The organism is Stenotrophomonas sp. YJH_SMC_123 (assembly GCF_059368215.1).
The window spans coordinates 224,007-238,261 of record NZ_JCAFRM010000003.1 but is presented as its reverse complement, the minus strand read 5'-3'; the positions used below and the strand labels follow the sequence as shown (position 1 = coordinate 238,261).

Here is a 14,255-nt window from a genome sequence, read left to right as displayed (position 1 = left end):
GGCGCGGCCGCCGACGGCTTGAACGGCTAGGATGGGCGACAGGATGCCGCAGTGGAGGTGGTGATGCGCGTGATGTTGCTGGGGGCGACCGGCCTGGTCGGTGGGCTGACCCTGCCCCGGCTGCTGGACGACCCGCGCTGCAGCGCCGTGATCGCCCCGACCCGTCGCCCGTTGGGCGCAGCCCACGGGAAGCTGGAGAACCCGGTACTGGCCTTCGATGCGCTGCCCGCCGCCGCCGGGTGGGCGGGCGTGGGCGCGGTCATCTGCGCGCTCGGCAGCACCATTGCCCAGGCTGGCAGCCGCGAGGCCTTCCATCGCATCGACCATGATTACCCGCTGGCGTTCGCCCGTCTGGCGCAGGCGAAGGGTGCGCAGACCTATGTGCTGAATTCCGCAGCCGGTGCCGATCCGCGGTCGTCGATCTTCTACAGCCGGGTGAAGGGTGAATTGGAGCGCGATCTGCGCGCGCTGGGCTTCACCTCGTTGACCCTGGTCCGCCCAGGGTTGATCGGCGGCGAGCGCAACGAGGTGCGGCGCGGTGAGCGTCTCGCGCTGAAGGTGCTGGGCGTGCTGGGGCCGGTACTACCGCGGGCGTGGCGGATCAACCCGGCGAGCGAGATCGCCAAGGCGCTGGTCGAGGCCGCGCTGGCCCCGCAACCGGGTGAGCACGTGGTGGCATCGAGCGCACTGGCCGGCTGATGTCGCGTGCGCTGCGCCTGACCCAGCTCCAACAGCTGCTGCGCCGCCATCGGCGGCCGGTGGCCGGCCAGGTGCTGGCCGACGCGCTGGGAGTCAGCCTGCGCACGCTGTACCGCGATATCGAAACCCTGCGCGAGCAGGGCGCCGACCTGCGCGGCGAGGCCGGCGTCGGCTACCAGCTGACGCCGAGCGATACCCTGCCGCCGATGACCCTGCCACCGGCCGAGATCGACGCACTGGTGCTGGGCCTGCGCTGGGTTGCGGCCCGTACCGAACCCGCGTTGGCCGAAGCCGCACGCGATGCCCTGGCGCGCATCGCCCATGTGTTGCCCGCAGCGCGGCGCGAGGCCCTGCGTGACAGTGGCCTGCGGGTGGGCCCTTCGCGTGCGGCGGCCAAGGTTCGCCCTGCTCGTCTGCAGGCCGTGCGAGAGGCTGTCGGTTCACAGCAGCGCCTGAAGTTCGGCTACGAGGACGCGCACGGCCAGCGCAGCGAGCGCATCGTCTGGCCGTTCGCGCTGGGCTACTTCGATGAGGTGCCGATGCTGGCGGCGTGGTGTGAGCGCCGCGAGGATTTTCGCCATTTCCGCCTGGATCGCATCCGCCAGGTGCGCGTGCTGGAGGAGCACTACCTCGTACCACGCGCCACGCTGCTGCGGCGCTGGCAGAAGGCGCAGGGCATCGCGCCGGACTGGCTGGACCGTTCGTAGCGTCGGGCCTGCTCGACTGTCATTGCGCTTCGCTTTCTGCTGCTGGTGCGATGGGTTGGCGGCTTTTGCTCTTTGCTCTTCGATCTTTGCTCCTGGTAGGGGGCGAGCTTGCTCGACCGCCTTTGATCTTCGCGAACAGCAGTCGAGCAAGCTCGACCTCTACCAGGGCAGTGGCAACGGCAGTCGAGCAAGCTCGACCTCTACCAGGGCAGGAGCGACAGCAGTAGAGCACGCTCGCCGCTACTGACAGAATCTGTCAGCAGGGCCGTACCACCATGATCGCTCCCAACAACGGAGCTTCCCCATGTTCACGCCCAGCACCCTGCTGCAGTACGTGCGCGACGTCGCCACCAGCGCCACCTTCTACAGCGGCATCCTCGGCAAACCGCCGGTCGAGCAGTCGCCTGGCTTCGCCCTGTTCCTGCTCGGCGATGGCGCCGCACTCGGCCTGTGGCAACGCGATGACGTGCAACCGCCGGTGTCTGCGCAGGCAGGCGCCGCCGAACTGGCGATGGTGGTCGCAAACCCCGAGGCCGTGCAGCAGATGCACGATGCGTGGCGTGGGCTCGGCGTGCAGATCCTGCAGTCGCCGGTGACGCTGGAGTTCGGCCACACCTTCGTCGGTGCCGACCCTGATGGCCACCGGCTGCGTGTGTACAGCCGCGCCGAAGGCATGGTCGCGCGCGATTGATCGCCCGCATTGTGTAGATCCACGCCATGCGTGGATGCCGGAAAAAAAACGCCGGGCAATGCCCGGCGTTCTCTCCAAGTCATGTGCCAACCAACGGTTGGCACCCACCGGTCAGGTGGCCGATCAGCTGGCCAGTGCCAGGTCGTCCATCATCGCGCGCAGGAAGCGGGCGGCTTCACCGCCCGTGGCTGCGCGGTGGTCGAAGGTGACCGACAGCGGGATCACCTTGTGCGCTTCCACGCCGCCCATCACCGGGGTCATCTGGTGGCGGGCTCGGCCGGCACCGACGATGGCCACGCACGGCGGCACCACGACCGGGGTCGCGTAGCGGCCGGCGAACATGCCGAAGTTGGACAGCGAGATGGTGTAGCCACTCAGTTCCGACGCCGCGATCGAACGCGATTCCACCTGCTCGCGCAGGCGGTTGACGCCTTCGCGGATGCCGCGTGCGTCGAGCATGTCGGCGTTGCGCAGGGCCGGCACGAACAGGCCGTCGTCGGTGTCCACGGCGATGCCGATGTCCACCTGCGCGTGCAGGGTGCGGGTCAGTGCTTCGCCGTCGAACCAGGCGTTCATCGCCGGCACCTTCTGCGCGGCGACCACGATCGAACGCACCAGGCGCGCGGTGACGTCGTTGCCCGGCAGCCAGGCGTGGATGTCGGCGTCGTCGTTCAGCGTGGTCGGCACGACCTTGCTGTGCGCATCGGCCATCACGCGGGCCATGTTGCGGCGCACGCCCTTCAGCGGTTCCGGCTGGCCCTTGGCGACCACGCCCGGCGGCTGGGTACGCATCGGCTTGCCGGCGGCGGACAGCGGGGTGCGGGCTTCGCTCTGCACGGGGGCAGACACCTGCGCCGGGGCCGGCGCGGCATAGGCAGCAGCGGCAACCGGTGCCGGAGCAGCGCCGAGCTTGGCGGTGCCATTGGCGGCGGCCTGCTTGACGTCGGCCATGGTGACCGCGCCATCGGTGCCGGTAGCGGCCACGCGGCTCAGGTCCACGCCCAGCTTGCGGGCCATCGCACGCACGGCCGGCACGGCCTTGACGCCACCGACGGCCAGCGCCTGTTCGGCATGCACGGCATTGGAGCTCTGCATCGCGCCGACCACGGTACCGGCGTCATCGCGCTCGGCCGCGGCGGGCTTGGCCTCCTCGGCGGCAACCGGAGCGGCCGCAGCCGGCAGCGGCGGGGGGGTCGGTGCGGCCGCCGGTGCAGCGTGGCCATGGCTGTGGCCGGTGTCCTGGCCATCGGCTCGCTGCGGCAGGTTCGGGTCCAGTTCGAAGCTGGCCAGCACCGAGCCGGTCGGGATGATGTCGCCGGCGCCGCCGGACAGCTTCAGCACCTTGCCGGAGAACGGCGAGGGCACTTCCACCACGGCCTTGGCGGTCTCCATCGACACCAGCGGCTCGTCCAGCTTGATCACATCGCCTTCCTTGACGAACCACTCGACGATGGTCGCGTCCGGCAGGCCTTCGCCCAGGTCGGGCAGGTTGAAGTTCTTGGTCTGGCTCATTTGCAGTTCTCTTCCAGCAGTTCCAGTTCGCGGGCCGGCAGCCAGCCCGTCGCGCCATTGGCGCGCTCGGACCACCACCACCCGCCGTGTTCGTGATGAAGCTTCACCATCTCGCCGCTTTCCACATCCAGCTCGCGGGCGTCGTAGTCGCACAGTGCTTCGGCGCGACCCTCGTCCAGCAGCTGCAACCAGGCGATGGGCGCCCATCCAGCGCGCCCATCGTTGGTGCGTACCCAGGCAAACGCCGGCCATTCCTCGTCACGGACACCTACTTCGACGATCTGGCCGGTGCGGAACCGGAGGGGGTTGGGATACTGGCTGCGGTAAGCCCCCAGAAGGCGGGCCCGCATGTCAGCCGGCCGCCACCGCGCGCTTGGCCGCAGCCACGATCCGCTCAACGCTCGGCAGGTACTTCATTTCCAGGCGGAACAGCGGAATGTGGGTGTCGTAGCCAGTGACGCGCTCGACCGGTGCCAGCAGGTCGTAGATCGATTCCTCGGCCAGGCGCGCGGCGATCTCGGCGCCGAAGCCCGCGGTCTTCGGGGCCTCCTGCACGATCACGCAGCGGCCGGTCTTGGCCACCGATTCGGCGATGGTGGCGAAGTCCAGCGGACGCAGCGTGGCCACGTCGATGACTTCGGCACTGATGCCTTCGCCGGCCAGCTTGTCCGCCGCTTCCAGCGCTTCCTTCACCTGCGCGCCCCAGGTCACCAGGGTCACGTCGGTGCCGTCGCGCAGCACGAAGCAGACGTCCAGCGGCAAGGCTTCGCCGTCGTTGACGACCACTTCCTTGTACTGGCGGTAGATGCGCTTGGGCTCCATGTAGATCACCGGATCCGGCTCGCGGATCGCGGCCAGCAGCAGGCCATAGGCACGCTGCGGCGACGACGGCAGCACCACGCGTAGGCCCGGCACGTTGGTGAAGATCGCCTCGTTGGCTTCGCTGTGGTGTTCCGGCGCGCGGATGCCACCGCCCCACGGCACGCGCAGCACCATCGGGCAGTGCAGGCGGCCACGCGTGCGGTAACGCAGGCGTGCCGCGTGGCAGACGATATGGTCGACCATCGGGTACATGAAGCCGTCGAACTGGGCTTCGGCCACCGGCTTCATGCCCTGTGCGGCCAGGCCGATGGTCAGGCCGGCGATGGTGGTTTCGTCCAGCGGGGTATCGAGGATGCGGTCCGAGCCGAAGCGCTGCTGCAGCCCGGCGGTGGCGCGGAACACGCCGCCGTTGACGCCCACGTCTTCGCCCAGCACCAGCACCGACGGGTCGTGTTCCAGCTCCCAGGCCAGCGCCTGGGTGATGGCTTCGATGAGGGTGATCGGGGTGGTGGTCATGCTGTCATCTCCGCGCGCGACAGCGGCGCTGTCGGCGGCGTTGGTGTGCGCGCCGGGCGCGCCGTTCTTGATCTCATCCATGGCGCTTCTCCAGGGCGATCGCCTGGGCACGCTGGGCCAGCAGGTCCGGCGGCGGATCGGCATACAGGAAGTCGAACATCGCCTCGACCGGCTGCACCGGCGTGTTGAGGTACAGGTTCACTTCCTCGTCCACGCGCGCGCCGCACTCGGCGACCCAGGCGGTTTCCTCTTCTTCGCTCCACGCACCGGCGTTGATCAGGTACTTGCGCAGGCGCAGCATCGGTTCGCGCTGCCAGGCATCCTTCACTTCGGCGTCGTCGCGGTAGCGGCGCGCGTCATCGGCGGTGGTGTGGTCGGACAGGCGGTAAGTCATCAGTTCCAGCACGGTGCCACCGTCGCCGGCCAGCGCACGTTCGCGCGCCTGCTCCATGGCAGCCAGCACGGCGATCAGGTCGTTGCCGTCCACCTGCAGGCAGTGCAGGCCGCCAGCCAGGCCCTTCTGCGCCAGCGTTTCGGCACCGGTCTGGGCCGAACGCGGGACCGAGATGGCCCAGCCGTTGTTGACGATGCACAGGATCAGCGGGAGCTTGTAGGCGCCGGCCGAATTCAGTGCCGCGTAGAAGTCGGTCTTGGAGCTGCCGCCGTCGCCGCACACCGCCACGGCGATCTGCGGTTCCTTGTTGAGCTTGAACTTCAGCGCGGCGCCTGCGGCATGCAGGCACTGGGTGGAGATCGGCACGCAGAACGGGAAGTCCTTGGCCGCGTTGCCGCCGTAATCGTTGCCGCGTTCGTCGCCGCCCCAGTACATCAGCACGTCGTGCGGGCGCACGCCACGCATGAACATCGCGCCATACTCGCGGTACGAAGGCGCGAACACGTCGTCCTTCTGCATCGCCGCGCCGATGCCCACGTGCGCGGCTTCGTGGCCCAGGCAGGCGGCATAGGTGCCCAGCTTGCCGGTGCGCTGCAGTGCGATGGATTTGCTGTCGAACGTACGTACGAACAGCATCTGCTTGAACAGCGGTACCAGGACCTTGGGGTCGCGCAGCGACGCGGGCAGGTCATCGCGGACGAGTTTGCCGTCCGTATCCAGGTACTGCAGGTATTCGATCTTGAATTCAGCGGCAACCGTCATTGCGTACTGCACCTTCGACAGAGAAGTTACAAATGATATGAATCGCCATGTTAAGGAACGCGTACGGAATAGCCTTCCTGCGCCGCAACACGGCAACGCCCTGTTTTACCCCTGCCGGCGGGTGGGGGGCCAATAACAACAACGTATTCAGTCGTTGCTGCAAAGCATCAGAATACGCCTCTGGCTGACTGCTGGCGCAACGACCCGATCGGTTCCACGCGCAGGCCCCGCATCGGCCAATGCTCCACGGGGCACCGCACGCCCCGGTATGGACCCGGCGGCTGCCAGCGCGGCGGCAACGCGCTACCCTTGCCGCCCCCGATCTGGTCCCGCCCATGTCCGTCGACAACAACCAACGCGATCTCGAAGCCGGCATCCACACCGACCTGCAGGGACGCCTGACCTACGGCGGCTACCTGCGGCTGGACCAGCTGCTCAGCGCGCAGCAGCCGCTGTCCAACCCGCCGCACCACGACGAGATGCTCTTCATCATCCAGCACCAGACCTCGGAGCTGTGGCTGAAGCTGCTCGGCCACGAACTGCGTGCGGCGATCGGCTTCCTGCAGCGCGATGAAGTCTGGCAGTGCCGCAAGGTGCTGGCGCGCAGCAAGCAGGTGCTGCGCCAGCTCACCGAGCAGTGGTCGGTGCTGGAAACGCTGACCCCGTCCGAATACATGGGCTTCCGCGACGTGCTGGGCCCATCGTCGGGCTTCCAGTCGCTGCAGTACCGCTACATCGAGTTCCTGCTGGGCAACAAGAACGCGCAGATGCTGCAGGTGTTCGAGCACGACCCGGCCGGGCAGGCGCAGCTGCGCACCGTGCTGGAGGCGCCGAGCCTGTACGAGGAATTCCTGAAGTACCTGGCCCGCTTCGGCCATGCCGTGCCGGCGGTGTACGAATCCCACGACTGGACCCAGCCGCACGTGGCTGACGACGCGCTGCAGCCGGTCTTCGAGCGCATCTACCAGGACACCGACCGCTACTGGCGCGAGTACGCGCTGTGCGAGGACCTGGTGGACCTGGAGACCGCCTTCCAGCTGTGGCGATTCCGACACATGCGCACGGTGATGCGCGTGATCGGCTTCAAGCGCGGCACCGGCGGCTCGTCCGGCGTGGGCTTCCTGGCCAAGGCGCTGGAGCTGACCTTCTTCCCCGAACTGTTCCAGGTGCGCACCAGCCTGCAGGCGGCACCCCCGGCAGAACTGGGCTGAGCCCCATTCAGCTTGGACCCCGGCCATTGGCTGGATCGTTTCGGATGCAAGTTCAGCGAGCAGGCTGGCACCTGCCTCAAACGGCGTGTATTTGACGTGAACGGCAGAAGTCGGTGATCCTCGCGCGTTGCTCCAACTGCACAGCGGACGTGCTCGTCATCCACCGAACCAGGAAATCCGCATGAGCGTAAACGCCACTGCGAACACCCCAGAGCCGGCGCTGCCGGACTTCAAGACCACGCTGGGCCACCCGCGCCCGTTGTGGATGCTGTTCATGACCGAGTTCTGGGAGCGCTTTGCGTTCTACGGCATCCGCTGGGCGTTGGTGCTGTACATCGTCGCCCAGTTCTACAACGGCAGCGCTGCCGGTGAAGGCGACGCCAGCCGCATCTATGGCGCCTACCTGGCCCTGGTATACGCCGCGGCGATCTTCGGTGGCTACGTGGCCGACCGGGTACTGGGCTACCAGCGCTCGATCCTGACCGGCGCGATCATCATGGCCGCAGGCCTGTTCATGATCTCGCTGCCGCAGGAGCACATCTTCAAGCTTGGCCTGGCCACGATCATCGTAGGCAACGGCCTGTTCAAGCCCAACATCTCGACCATGGTCGGCAAGCTGTACGGCCTGAAGGACGAGCGCCGCGACTCCGGCTTCACCATCTTCTACATGGGCATCAACATCGGCGCGATGATCGCCCCGGTGCTGACCGAGTACCTGGCCCGCAAGGTGTTCGGTACCGACGCGATGCCGTCCTACAAGGTCGTGTTCATCGCCTCGGGCGTGGGCATGCTGATCTCGCTGGTGTGGTTCTACATCGGTCGCGCCGGCCTGAAGGGCATCGGTGCACCGCCGGCCGGCGCTGAAGGCTTCGGCCGCATCATCATGGTGCTGGCCGGTGCCGTGGTCGCCATCCCGGTGGCGTACTTCCTGCTGGCTACCGGCGCCACCGCGCTGGCCTGGATCCTGGGCGCGATGTTCACCGCGCTGGCCGTCCTGCTGCTGGTCGAGGGCATCCGCGAAGGCAAGGTGCAGCGCGACCGCGTGATCGCCATGCTGATCATCTTCGCCTTCAACGTGATGTTCTGGATGTTCTTCGAACAGGCCGGCAGCTCGTTCACCTTCCTGGCCGAGAACATCGTCAACCGCCAGTTCGGTGACTGGACCTTCCCGACCGCGTGGTTCCAGTCGGTCAACTCGGTGGCGATCATCACCCTGGCCCCGGTCATTGCCTGGATCTGGGTGGCCATGGGCCGCGCCAATCCGTCCATCCCGCGCAAGTTCGGCCTGGGCCTGCTGTTCAACGGCGCCGCCTTCGCGCTGCTGATGTTCGCCCTGTCGCAGATGGTCGTTGACGGCAAGATCCCGTTCTGGACCCTGTTCATGGTCTACGTCATCCAGTCGGTGGGTGAGCTGTGCCTGTCGCCGATCGGCCTGTCGATGGTGACCAAGCTGGCCCCGGTGCGCCTGGTCGGCTTCGGCATGGGTGGCTGGTTCCTGTCCACCGGCATCGGCAACAACCTGTCGGGCATCTTCGCCGGCGTGGTCAGTGGTGAAGGCGGCATGACGGTCGAGTCGGCCCTGAAGGGGTATACCTTCGGGTTCTGGGCCCTGATCGGCTCCGGCGTGGTGCTGTTCCTGATCGCCCCGCTGATCAACAAGCTGATGCACGGCGTCAAGTAATGATGAGAGGGTAGAAGGCATGCGCAGCAAGCTCGGTGGTGCAATGGTGGTGGTCTGTGCGGCGCTGATCGGCGCCTGTTCGCAACCGCAACCGCCTGCCGCCGCCGAGCCCACGCAGCCCCTGGATACCCGACCCACCGAGCCACCGGTTGCTGACCCCAGCGAACCGGTGGCCTCGGGCAACACCCCGGTGGCGGCGGACATCGCCGCCATCGCCGGGCTCGGCGCGCAGTTCGACCCGGCCCGCAACCCCGCCGACGACCTGGCCACCGCCAAGGTGGAAGCCCAGCGTGGCAAGAAGCGGATCCTGCTGGAGGTCGGCAACGCCGCCTGTGAGCGCTGCCGGGCGCTGGACGACGTGGTGGAAGGCAACGGCGACCTGCGTCGCTTCCGCGATGCCCACTACGTGTGGGTGAAGGTCAACGCCAGCGACGAGCAGCCCAACACCGCCTTCTTCGCCCAGTACCCTGTGATGGCGCGCGACTACCCGTACCTGCTGGTGCTCGATGCAGATGGCGGCCTGCTGGTATCGCAGGCCACCGGCGAGCTGCGCAGGGGCGAGGCGTTCCAGCCTGCGCGGGTGAGTGCCTTCCTCAAGCAGTGGGCGCCTGACAAACCGGAATAGGGTAGTGCCGGCCGCTGGCCGGCATGCTCTGGTGGGTGCCGACCGCTGACCGCCCACCCCGGTGGGTGCCGACCGTTGGTCGGCACTGAGGCGCATCCACGCCTGGCGCGGATCTACTGCGCGCACCGTCACACTCTCTGAATCGGCGTCTCAACTTCACCGTGAGCACGCCGTTACCGGCAAGGACCTCAGTCGACATCCCGTCGATGCAACCTTCCAGAACGCCCATGCACAGCGACCACGCCGAACGATTGCCCGAACCCGCCAGCGACCTGGCCGAGGGTGGGGCAGGCGAGGGCGTGACCCTGCCAGCGCAGGAGGCCCTGCTGGACGACGCGGGCACCGGCGAGGACGCCGTTGAACTGGCGCCGCCACGCCATCGCCTGCCGCAGATCGCGCTGCCCGACAACGTGGTGCTGAAGGGGGCGGTGCAGAAGCTGGTCGAGCAGAAGTCCCGGCTTGATGCGCTGGCCGCCGAAGGCCAGCTGGCCGGGCTGCTGCCGCCCGAATGGCAGGGCCACGGCGCGCGCGCGATCGAGCTGTCCACCTTCATCCAGGGCGTGCTGCCCTTCCTGCAGACCGGCGAGCGTGGCGAGACCGCCCCCGCGCGACTGCCGGTGCGCCATGTGTTGGGTGACGACAGCCGCTGGGGCCTGGACGATGTGGCCGAACCGAAATCACTGGCGTGGTATCTGGCCAGTGACGAGCGCGCCACGGCCGGCAGCAAGGACGTCGCCGAGGCGTATCTGGTGGGCGCACTGGGCTTGGCGTGGATGCAGGAAGGTCGCAGCCGCCCCGGCTTCCTGCGCGCGATGGGCCAGGACAGCCTGGCCGCGCGGGTGACCATGCTCGGCTATCCGCCGGCCAACGAACTGGCGCTGTACAGCGTCACTGCGCACGGCCAGCCGCAGATCTGGTGCGTGCACGGGCGCCGCCGCATGCGCCCGCTGGTGGCGCCGTGGTTGAGCGTGCTGCTGCTGACCGCCTACGGCGTGCCGGCGCCGGTTGCGTGGCCGTCCAGCTTCCCGCCGGTGGAAGCGGTGGCCGAGCTGCTGGCGACCGCCCGCCTGGGGCGCGCGCTGCCGGAAGTGGACCTGGCCAAAGCCGTGGCGAAGATCGCCGAGGACGCCGCCTCTGACGCCTGGCAGCCGGTCAGCCTGCTGCAGCTCAACACCTGGTCACCGCGCTGGCACTTCTTCCTGGGCACCTTCGTCGGCCTGCCGTCGTTGCTGCTGGTGGCGGCGGCGCTGGCGCTGCCGGGGGCGGTCGAAGCAGCGACGGTGGCCGCCTCGCTGGGCTTCGCCGGCGGCGCCATCGCAGCACTGGCCGTGCCGTGGATCCACGCACGCCGCAAGCACCTCAGCTGAAAAAAGGGGACGGAGGGGATTAAGCCGCAATCAGCACAGGTGTGCCTGATGCGACTTAATCCCCTCCGTCCCCTTTTCTTCTAGACGCCTTCGCCCATCCGCTCCAGGCCTTCGCCGGCCAGGCGAAGGATCAGCTTCTCCAGCACCTGCTCTTCCTCCTCGCTCAGCACCGACATCAGCTTGCGGGTGATCTCGATCACCATCGGCGCGATGGTCTCGTACACCTCGAAACCGGCGGCCGACAGCGCCAGCACCGAGCGGCGGCGATCGTCGCCGTGGGTCTCGCGCTTGATGAAGCCGCGCTCCAGCAGGCGGGCCACGGCGCGGCTGACCGCCACCTTGTCCATCGCCGTGCGGTCGGAGACCTCGCTGGCCGAGGAGCCCGGGTACAGCGCCAGGATGGTGATGACCCGCCACTCGGGGATCGCCAGACCGTAACGATCGCCGTACAGCTTGGCGATGTTGCCGCTGACCCGGTTGGACAGCACGCTCAGCCGGTACGGCAGGAACTGTTCCAGGTCGAGCAGGACGTGCGAGGCACGCAGGCGGGTCGAAACGGGATCGGCGGGGCTCATGTTGCGGTGCACCTTGCTGGTGGTTTCAAGTGTAACTATAAGGGGTGGGTCCAGACCCTGCATTCTCGCCGGGTCCCTACCTGCCCGCACCTGGTTTGTACCGATGCGGTACCGATTCGGAGCCACGCCATGAATACCGCAGTCCCGACCGCCTCGCATCCCAACCCCGGCATGCAGGTCACCACCTTCGAGAACCCGATGGGCATCGACGGCTTCGAGTTCGTCGAATTCGCCGCCCCGGCCGGCCGTGGCCAGGAGCTGCACGAGTACTTCCGGAAGATGGGCTTCAGCGCGGTGCTCAAGCACAAGCAGCGTCCGATTACCGTCTATCGCCAGGGCGACGTCAACTTCCTGGTCAACGAAGACCCCGATTCGTTCGCCGCCGACTTCGCCGAAAAGCATGGCCCCTGCGCCTGTGGCTTTGCCATCCGCTTCAAGAAGCCGGGCCAGGAGGTCTACCAGACCGCGCTGGGCAACGGCGCCGAAGCCATCGCCTTCAAGCCGGACAGCAAGGCGGTCAGCGCGCCGGTCATCAAGGGCATCGGCGACTGCATGCTGTACCTGGTCGACCGCTATGGCAGCGCCGGCAGCATCTACGACGGCGACTACGAGCCGATCGCAGGGGCCGACCTGCACCCGTTCGGCTTCGGCCTGACCTTCATCGACCACCTGACCCACAACCTGTACTTCGGCAACATGCAGCAGTGGTCGGACTACTACGAGCGCCTGTTCAACTTCCGCGAGATCCGCTACTTCGACATCAAGGGCCTGAAGACCGGCCTGGTGTCCAAGGCGATGACCGCGCCGGATGGCATCGTGCGCATCCCGCTGAACGAATCGTCCGACCCGAAGAGCCAGATCAACGAGTACCTGGACGCGTACAAGGGCGAGGGCATCCAGCACATCGCCTGCTTCACCGAGAACATCTACGAGACCGTCGAAGCGATGCGCGCGCAGGGCGTGGATTTCCTCGACACGCCGGAAACCTATTTCGACGTGATCGACCAGCGCGTGCCGAACCACGGTGAAGACGTGGCGCGCCTGGCCAGGAACAAGATCCTGATCGACGCCGATCCGGAAACCCACCAGCGCAAGCTGCTGCAGATCTTCACCCAGAACTGCATTGGCCCGATCTTCTTCGAGATCATCCAGCGCAAGGGCAACGAAGGCTTCGGCGAAGGCAACTTCACCGCGCTGTTTGAAAGCATCGAGCGCGACCAGATCCGCCGCGGCGTGCTGTAAGGTCCGCAGGCAATGTCGGCGTCCCGCCGGCATTGCCTGTCCGAATGGTAGTGCCGGCCGCTGGCCGGCAATCTCTGGAGTTCCCATGTCCCCCGCCATCACCGCCCGCGGCTACCAGTCCGGCTTCGGCAACGAATTCGCCACCGAGGCCGTCGCCGGCGCGCTGCCGGTCGGGCAGAACTCACCGCAGAAGGTGGCCCACGGCCTGTACGCCGAACAGCTGACCGGCACCGCCTTCACCGCGCCGCGCGGCAGCAATCGCCGCAGCTGGCTGTACCGGATCCGCCCGGCGGTGACCCATGGCGAGTTCACTCCGTTCGCGCAGTCGCAGCTGCAGTGTGATTTCGGCGCACAGCCGGCTTCACCGAACCAGCTGCGCTGGAGCCCGCTGCCGTTGCCGGAGCTGCCGACCGACTTTGTCGAAGGCCTGTACACGATGGGTGGCAACGGCTCGCCCGACGCGCATGCCGGCGTGGGCATCCACCTTTATGCTGCCAACCGCGACATGGTCGGCCGCTACTTCTACGACGCCGACGGTGAACTGCTGATCGTGCCTCAGCTGGGCGCACTGCGCCTGCTGACCGAGCTGGGCGTGATCGAGATCGAGCCGCAGCAGATCGCGGTGATCCCGCGCGGCGTGCGGTTCCGCGTGGAACTTCCCGATGGCCCGAGCCGCGGCTACATCTGCGAGAACTACGGCGCGCTGCTGAAGCTGCCCGACCTTGGCCCGATCGGTTCCAACGGCCTGGCCAACCCGCGTGACTTCGAGACCCCGCACGCGGCGTTCGAGGATGTCGATGGCGATTTCGAAATGATCGCCAAGTTCGAGGGCCGCCTGTGGCGCGCGCCGATCGACCATTCGCCGCTGGACGTGGTGGCCTGGCACGGCAATTACGCGCCGTACCGCTACGACCTGCGTCGCTTCAACACCATCGGTTCGATCAGCTACGACCATCCGGACCCATCGATCTTCCTGGTGCTGCATTCGCCCAGCGACACACCCGGCACCAGCAACATGGACTTCGCGATCTTCCCGCCGCGCTGGCTGGTGGCGCAGAACACGTTCCGCCCGCCGTGGTTCCACCGCAACATCGCCAGCGAGTTCATGGGCCTGGTGCATGGCGCCTACGACGCCAAGGCCGAAGGCTTCGTGCCGGGTGGCGCATCGCTGCACAACTGCATGAGCGGTCATGGCCCGGATGCGCCGACCTTCGACAAGGCCTCCAATGCCGATCTGTCCAAGGCCGATGTGATCAAGGACACGATGGCCTTCATGTTCGAGACCCGCGCGGTGATCCGCCCGACCGCGCAGGCGCTGGCCGCCGGCCATCGCCAGGGCGATTACCAGCAGTGCTGGAACGGCCTGCGCAACAACTACCGCTGACCCGGAAAAGGGGACGGAAAAAGGGGACGGAGGGGATTAAGCCGCAATCAGCACACGCGTGTGCCTG

Annotated in this window: 14 protein-coding genes; 9 read left to right on the top strand and 5 right to left on the bottom strand. The window is 67.4% G+C overall.

Features of this window, described 5'->3' with window-relative positions:
* Nucleotides 1–63 precede the first annotated feature (63 nt).
* From AC5P5W_RS09250 to AC5P5W_RS09240, 3 genes are all read left to right on the top strand, one after another.
* A complete protein-coding gene (locus tag AC5P5W_RS09250; protein WP_197574702.1) occupies nucleotides 64–699 on the top strand; it encodes a Rossmann-fold NAD(P)-binding domain-containing protein in 636 nt (211 codons plus the stop codon).
* Nucleotides 699–1,406, top strand: a complete 708-nt coding sequence (locus tag AC5P5W_RS09245) for a WYL domain-containing protein (RefSeq protein ID WP_197574703.1) — start codon at nucleotides 699–701, stop codon at nucleotides 1,404–1,406. Before AC5P5W_RS09250 ends, AC5P5W_RS09245 begins: the two co-directional genes overlap by 1 nt.
* Before the next feature lie 304 nt (nucleotides 1,407–1,710).
* Nucleotides 1,711–2,097: a VOC family protein gene (locus AC5P5W_RS09240; RefSeq protein ID WP_014648692.1), complete on the top strand. Its 387-nt coding sequence runs from the start codon at nucleotides 1,711–1,713 to the stop codon at nucleotides 2,095–2,097.
* A gap of 123 nt (nucleotides 2,098–2,220) precedes the next feature.
* Here the strand turns inward: AC5P5W_RS09240 and AC5P5W_RS09235 are convergent, their stop codons facing one another.
* From AC5P5W_RS09235 to pdhA, 4 genes are read right to left on the bottom strand one after another with little or no spacing between them, the layout of a single operon-like run.
* Nucleotides 2,221–3,609, bottom strand: a complete 1,389-nt coding sequence (locus AC5P5W_RS09235; protein ID WP_053496443.1) for a dihydrolipoamide acetyltransferase family protein — start codon at nucleotides 3,607–3,609, stop codon at nucleotides 2,221–2,223.
* On the bottom strand, nucleotides 3,606–3,959 hold the full coding sequence (locus tag AC5P5W_RS09230; RefSeq protein WP_012512332.1) for an SH3 domain-containing protein: 354 nt from the start codon (nucleotides 3,957–3,959) through the stop codon (nucleotides 3,606–3,608). The genes AC5P5W_RS09235 and AC5P5W_RS09230 overlap by 4 nt, the downstream gene beginning before the upstream one ends.
* A gap of 1 nt (nucleotide 3,960) precedes the next feature.
* The gene (locus AC5P5W_RS09225) at nucleotides 3,961–5,028 is read right to left on the bottom strand and encodes an alpha-ketoacid dehydrogenase subunit beta (protein ID WP_005419896.1); all 1,068 of its coding nucleotides are present in this window, start codon (nucleotides 5,026–5,028) and stop codon (nucleotides 3,961–3,963) included.
* Nucleotides 5,021–6,103 (bottom strand): pyruvate dehydrogenase (acetyl-transferring) E1 component subunit alpha, encoded by a 1,083-nt coding sequence (gene pdhA / locus AC5P5W_RS09220; protein ID WP_134809384.1) that lies wholly within the window; start codon nucleotides 6,101–6,103, stop codon nucleotides 5,021–5,023. The genes AC5P5W_RS09225 and pdhA overlap by 8 nt, the downstream gene beginning before the upstream one ends.
* A gap of 335 nt (nucleotides 6,104–6,438) precedes the next feature.
* On the opposite strand from pdhA, the gene AC5P5W_RS09215 reads away from it, so the two are divergent.
* The 4 genes from AC5P5W_RS09215 (at nucleotide 6,439) to AC5P5W_RS09200 (ending at nucleotide 10,987) form a co-directional block, all read left to right on the top strand.
* Entirely contained in the window at nucleotides 6,439–7,314 is an 876-nt protein-coding gene (locus AC5P5W_RS09215) for a tryptophan 2,3-dioxygenase (protein WP_046432899.1), read from the top strand.
* 181 nt (nucleotides 7,315–7,495) lie between these two features.
* A complete protein-coding gene (locus AC5P5W_RS09210) occupies nucleotides 7,496–8,995 on the top strand; it encodes a peptide MFS transporter (RefSeq protein WP_005411345.1) in 1,500 nt (499 codons plus the stop codon).
* Nucleotides 8,996–9,014: 19 nt separating this feature from the next.
* The gene (locus AC5P5W_RS09205) at nucleotides 9,015–9,620 is read left to right on the top strand and encodes a thioredoxin family protein (RefSeq protein ID WP_014648687.1); all 606 of its coding nucleotides are present in this window, start codon (nucleotides 9,015–9,017) and stop codon (nucleotides 9,618–9,620) included.
* 227 nt (nucleotides 9,621–9,847) lie between these two features.
* Nucleotides 9,848–10,987, top strand: a complete 1,140-nt coding sequence (locus AC5P5W_RS09200; protein WP_197574705.1) for a hypothetical protein — start codon at nucleotides 9,848–9,850, stop codon at nucleotides 10,985–10,987.
* 80 nt (nucleotides 10,988–11,067) lie between these two features.
* Here AC5P5W_RS09200 and AC5P5W_RS09195 read toward each other — a convergent pair whose 3' ends face one another.
* Nucleotides 11,068–11,562 (bottom strand): MarR family winged helix-turn-helix transcriptional regulator, encoded by a 495-nt coding sequence (locus AC5P5W_RS09195; protein WP_014648685.1) that lies wholly within the window; start codon nucleotides 11,560–11,562, stop codon nucleotides 11,068–11,070.
* A gap of 129 nt (nucleotides 11,563–11,691) precedes the next feature.
* Here AC5P5W_RS09195 and hppD point away from each other — a divergent pair, with 129 nt between their 5' ends.
* Nucleotides 11,692–12,804: a 4-hydroxyphenylpyruvate dioxygenase gene (hppD, locus tag AC5P5W_RS09190; protein WP_014648684.1), complete on the top strand. Its 1,113-nt coding sequence runs from the start codon at nucleotides 11,692–11,694 to the stop codon at nucleotides 12,802–12,804.
* 85 nt (nucleotides 12,805–12,889) lie between these two features.
* Nucleotides 12,890–14,188: a homogentisate 1,2-dioxygenase gene (gene hmgA, locus AC5P5W_RS09185; protein ID WP_197574706.1), complete on the top strand. Its 1,299-nt coding sequence runs from the start codon at nucleotides 12,890–12,892 to the stop codon at nucleotides 14,186–14,188.
* Nucleotides 14,189–14,255 lie beyond the last annotated feature (67 nt).

Coding starts and splice junctions, on each gene's coding strand:
- AC5P5W_RS09200 (WP_197574705.1), top strand. CDS start 9,848: ATGCACAGCGACCACGCCGAACGATTGCCCGAACCCGCCAGCGACCTG.
- hppD (WP_014648684.1), top strand. CDS start 11,692: ATGAATACCGCAGTCCCGACCGCCTCGCATCCCAACCCCGGCATGCAG.
- AC5P5W_RS09240 (WP_014648692.1), top strand. CDS start 1,711: ATGTTCACGCCCAGCACCCTGCTGCAGTACGTGCGCGACGTCGCCACC.
- AC5P5W_RS09210 (WP_005411345.1), top strand. CDS start 7,496: ATGAGCGTAAACGCCACTGCGAACACCCCAGAGCCGGCGCTGCCGGAC.
- AC5P5W_RS09195 (WP_014648685.1), bottom strand. CDS start 11,562: ATGAGCCCCGCCGATCCCGTTTCGACCCGCCTGCGTGCCTCGCACGTC.
- AC5P5W_RS09245 (WP_197574703.1), top strand. CDS start 699: ATGTCGCGTGCGCTGCGCCTGACCCAGCTCCAACAGCTGCTGCGCCGC.
- AC5P5W_RS09215 (WP_046432899.1), top strand. CDS start 6,439: ATGTCCGTCGACAACAACCAACGCGATCTCGAAGCCGGCATCCACACC.
- AC5P5W_RS09235 (WP_053496443.1), bottom strand. CDS start 3,609: ATGAGCCAGACCAAGAACTTCAACCTGCCCGACCTGGGCGAAGGCCTG.
- pdhA (WP_134809384.1), bottom strand. CDS start 6,103: ATGACGGTTGCCGCTGAATTCAAGATCGAATACCTGCAGTACCTGGAT.
- AC5P5W_RS09230 (WP_012512332.1), bottom strand. CDS start 3,959: ATGCGGGCCCGCCTTCTGGGGGCTTACCGCAGCCAGTATCCCAACCCC.
- AC5P5W_RS09225 (WP_005419896.1), bottom strand. CDS start 5,028: ATGGATGAGATCAAGAACGGCGCGCCCGGCGCGCACACCAACGCCGCC.
- hmgA (WP_197574706.1), top strand. CDS start 12,890: ATGTCCCCCGCCATCACCGCCCGCGGCTACCAGTCCGGCTTCGGCAAC.
- AC5P5W_RS09205 (WP_014648687.1), top strand. CDS start 9,015: ATGCGCAGCAAGCTCGGTGGTGCAATGGTGGTGGTCTGTGCGGCGCTG.
- AC5P5W_RS09250 (WP_197574702.1), top strand. CDS start 64: ATGCGCGTGATGTTGCTGGGGGCGACCGGCCTGGTCGGTGGGCTGACC.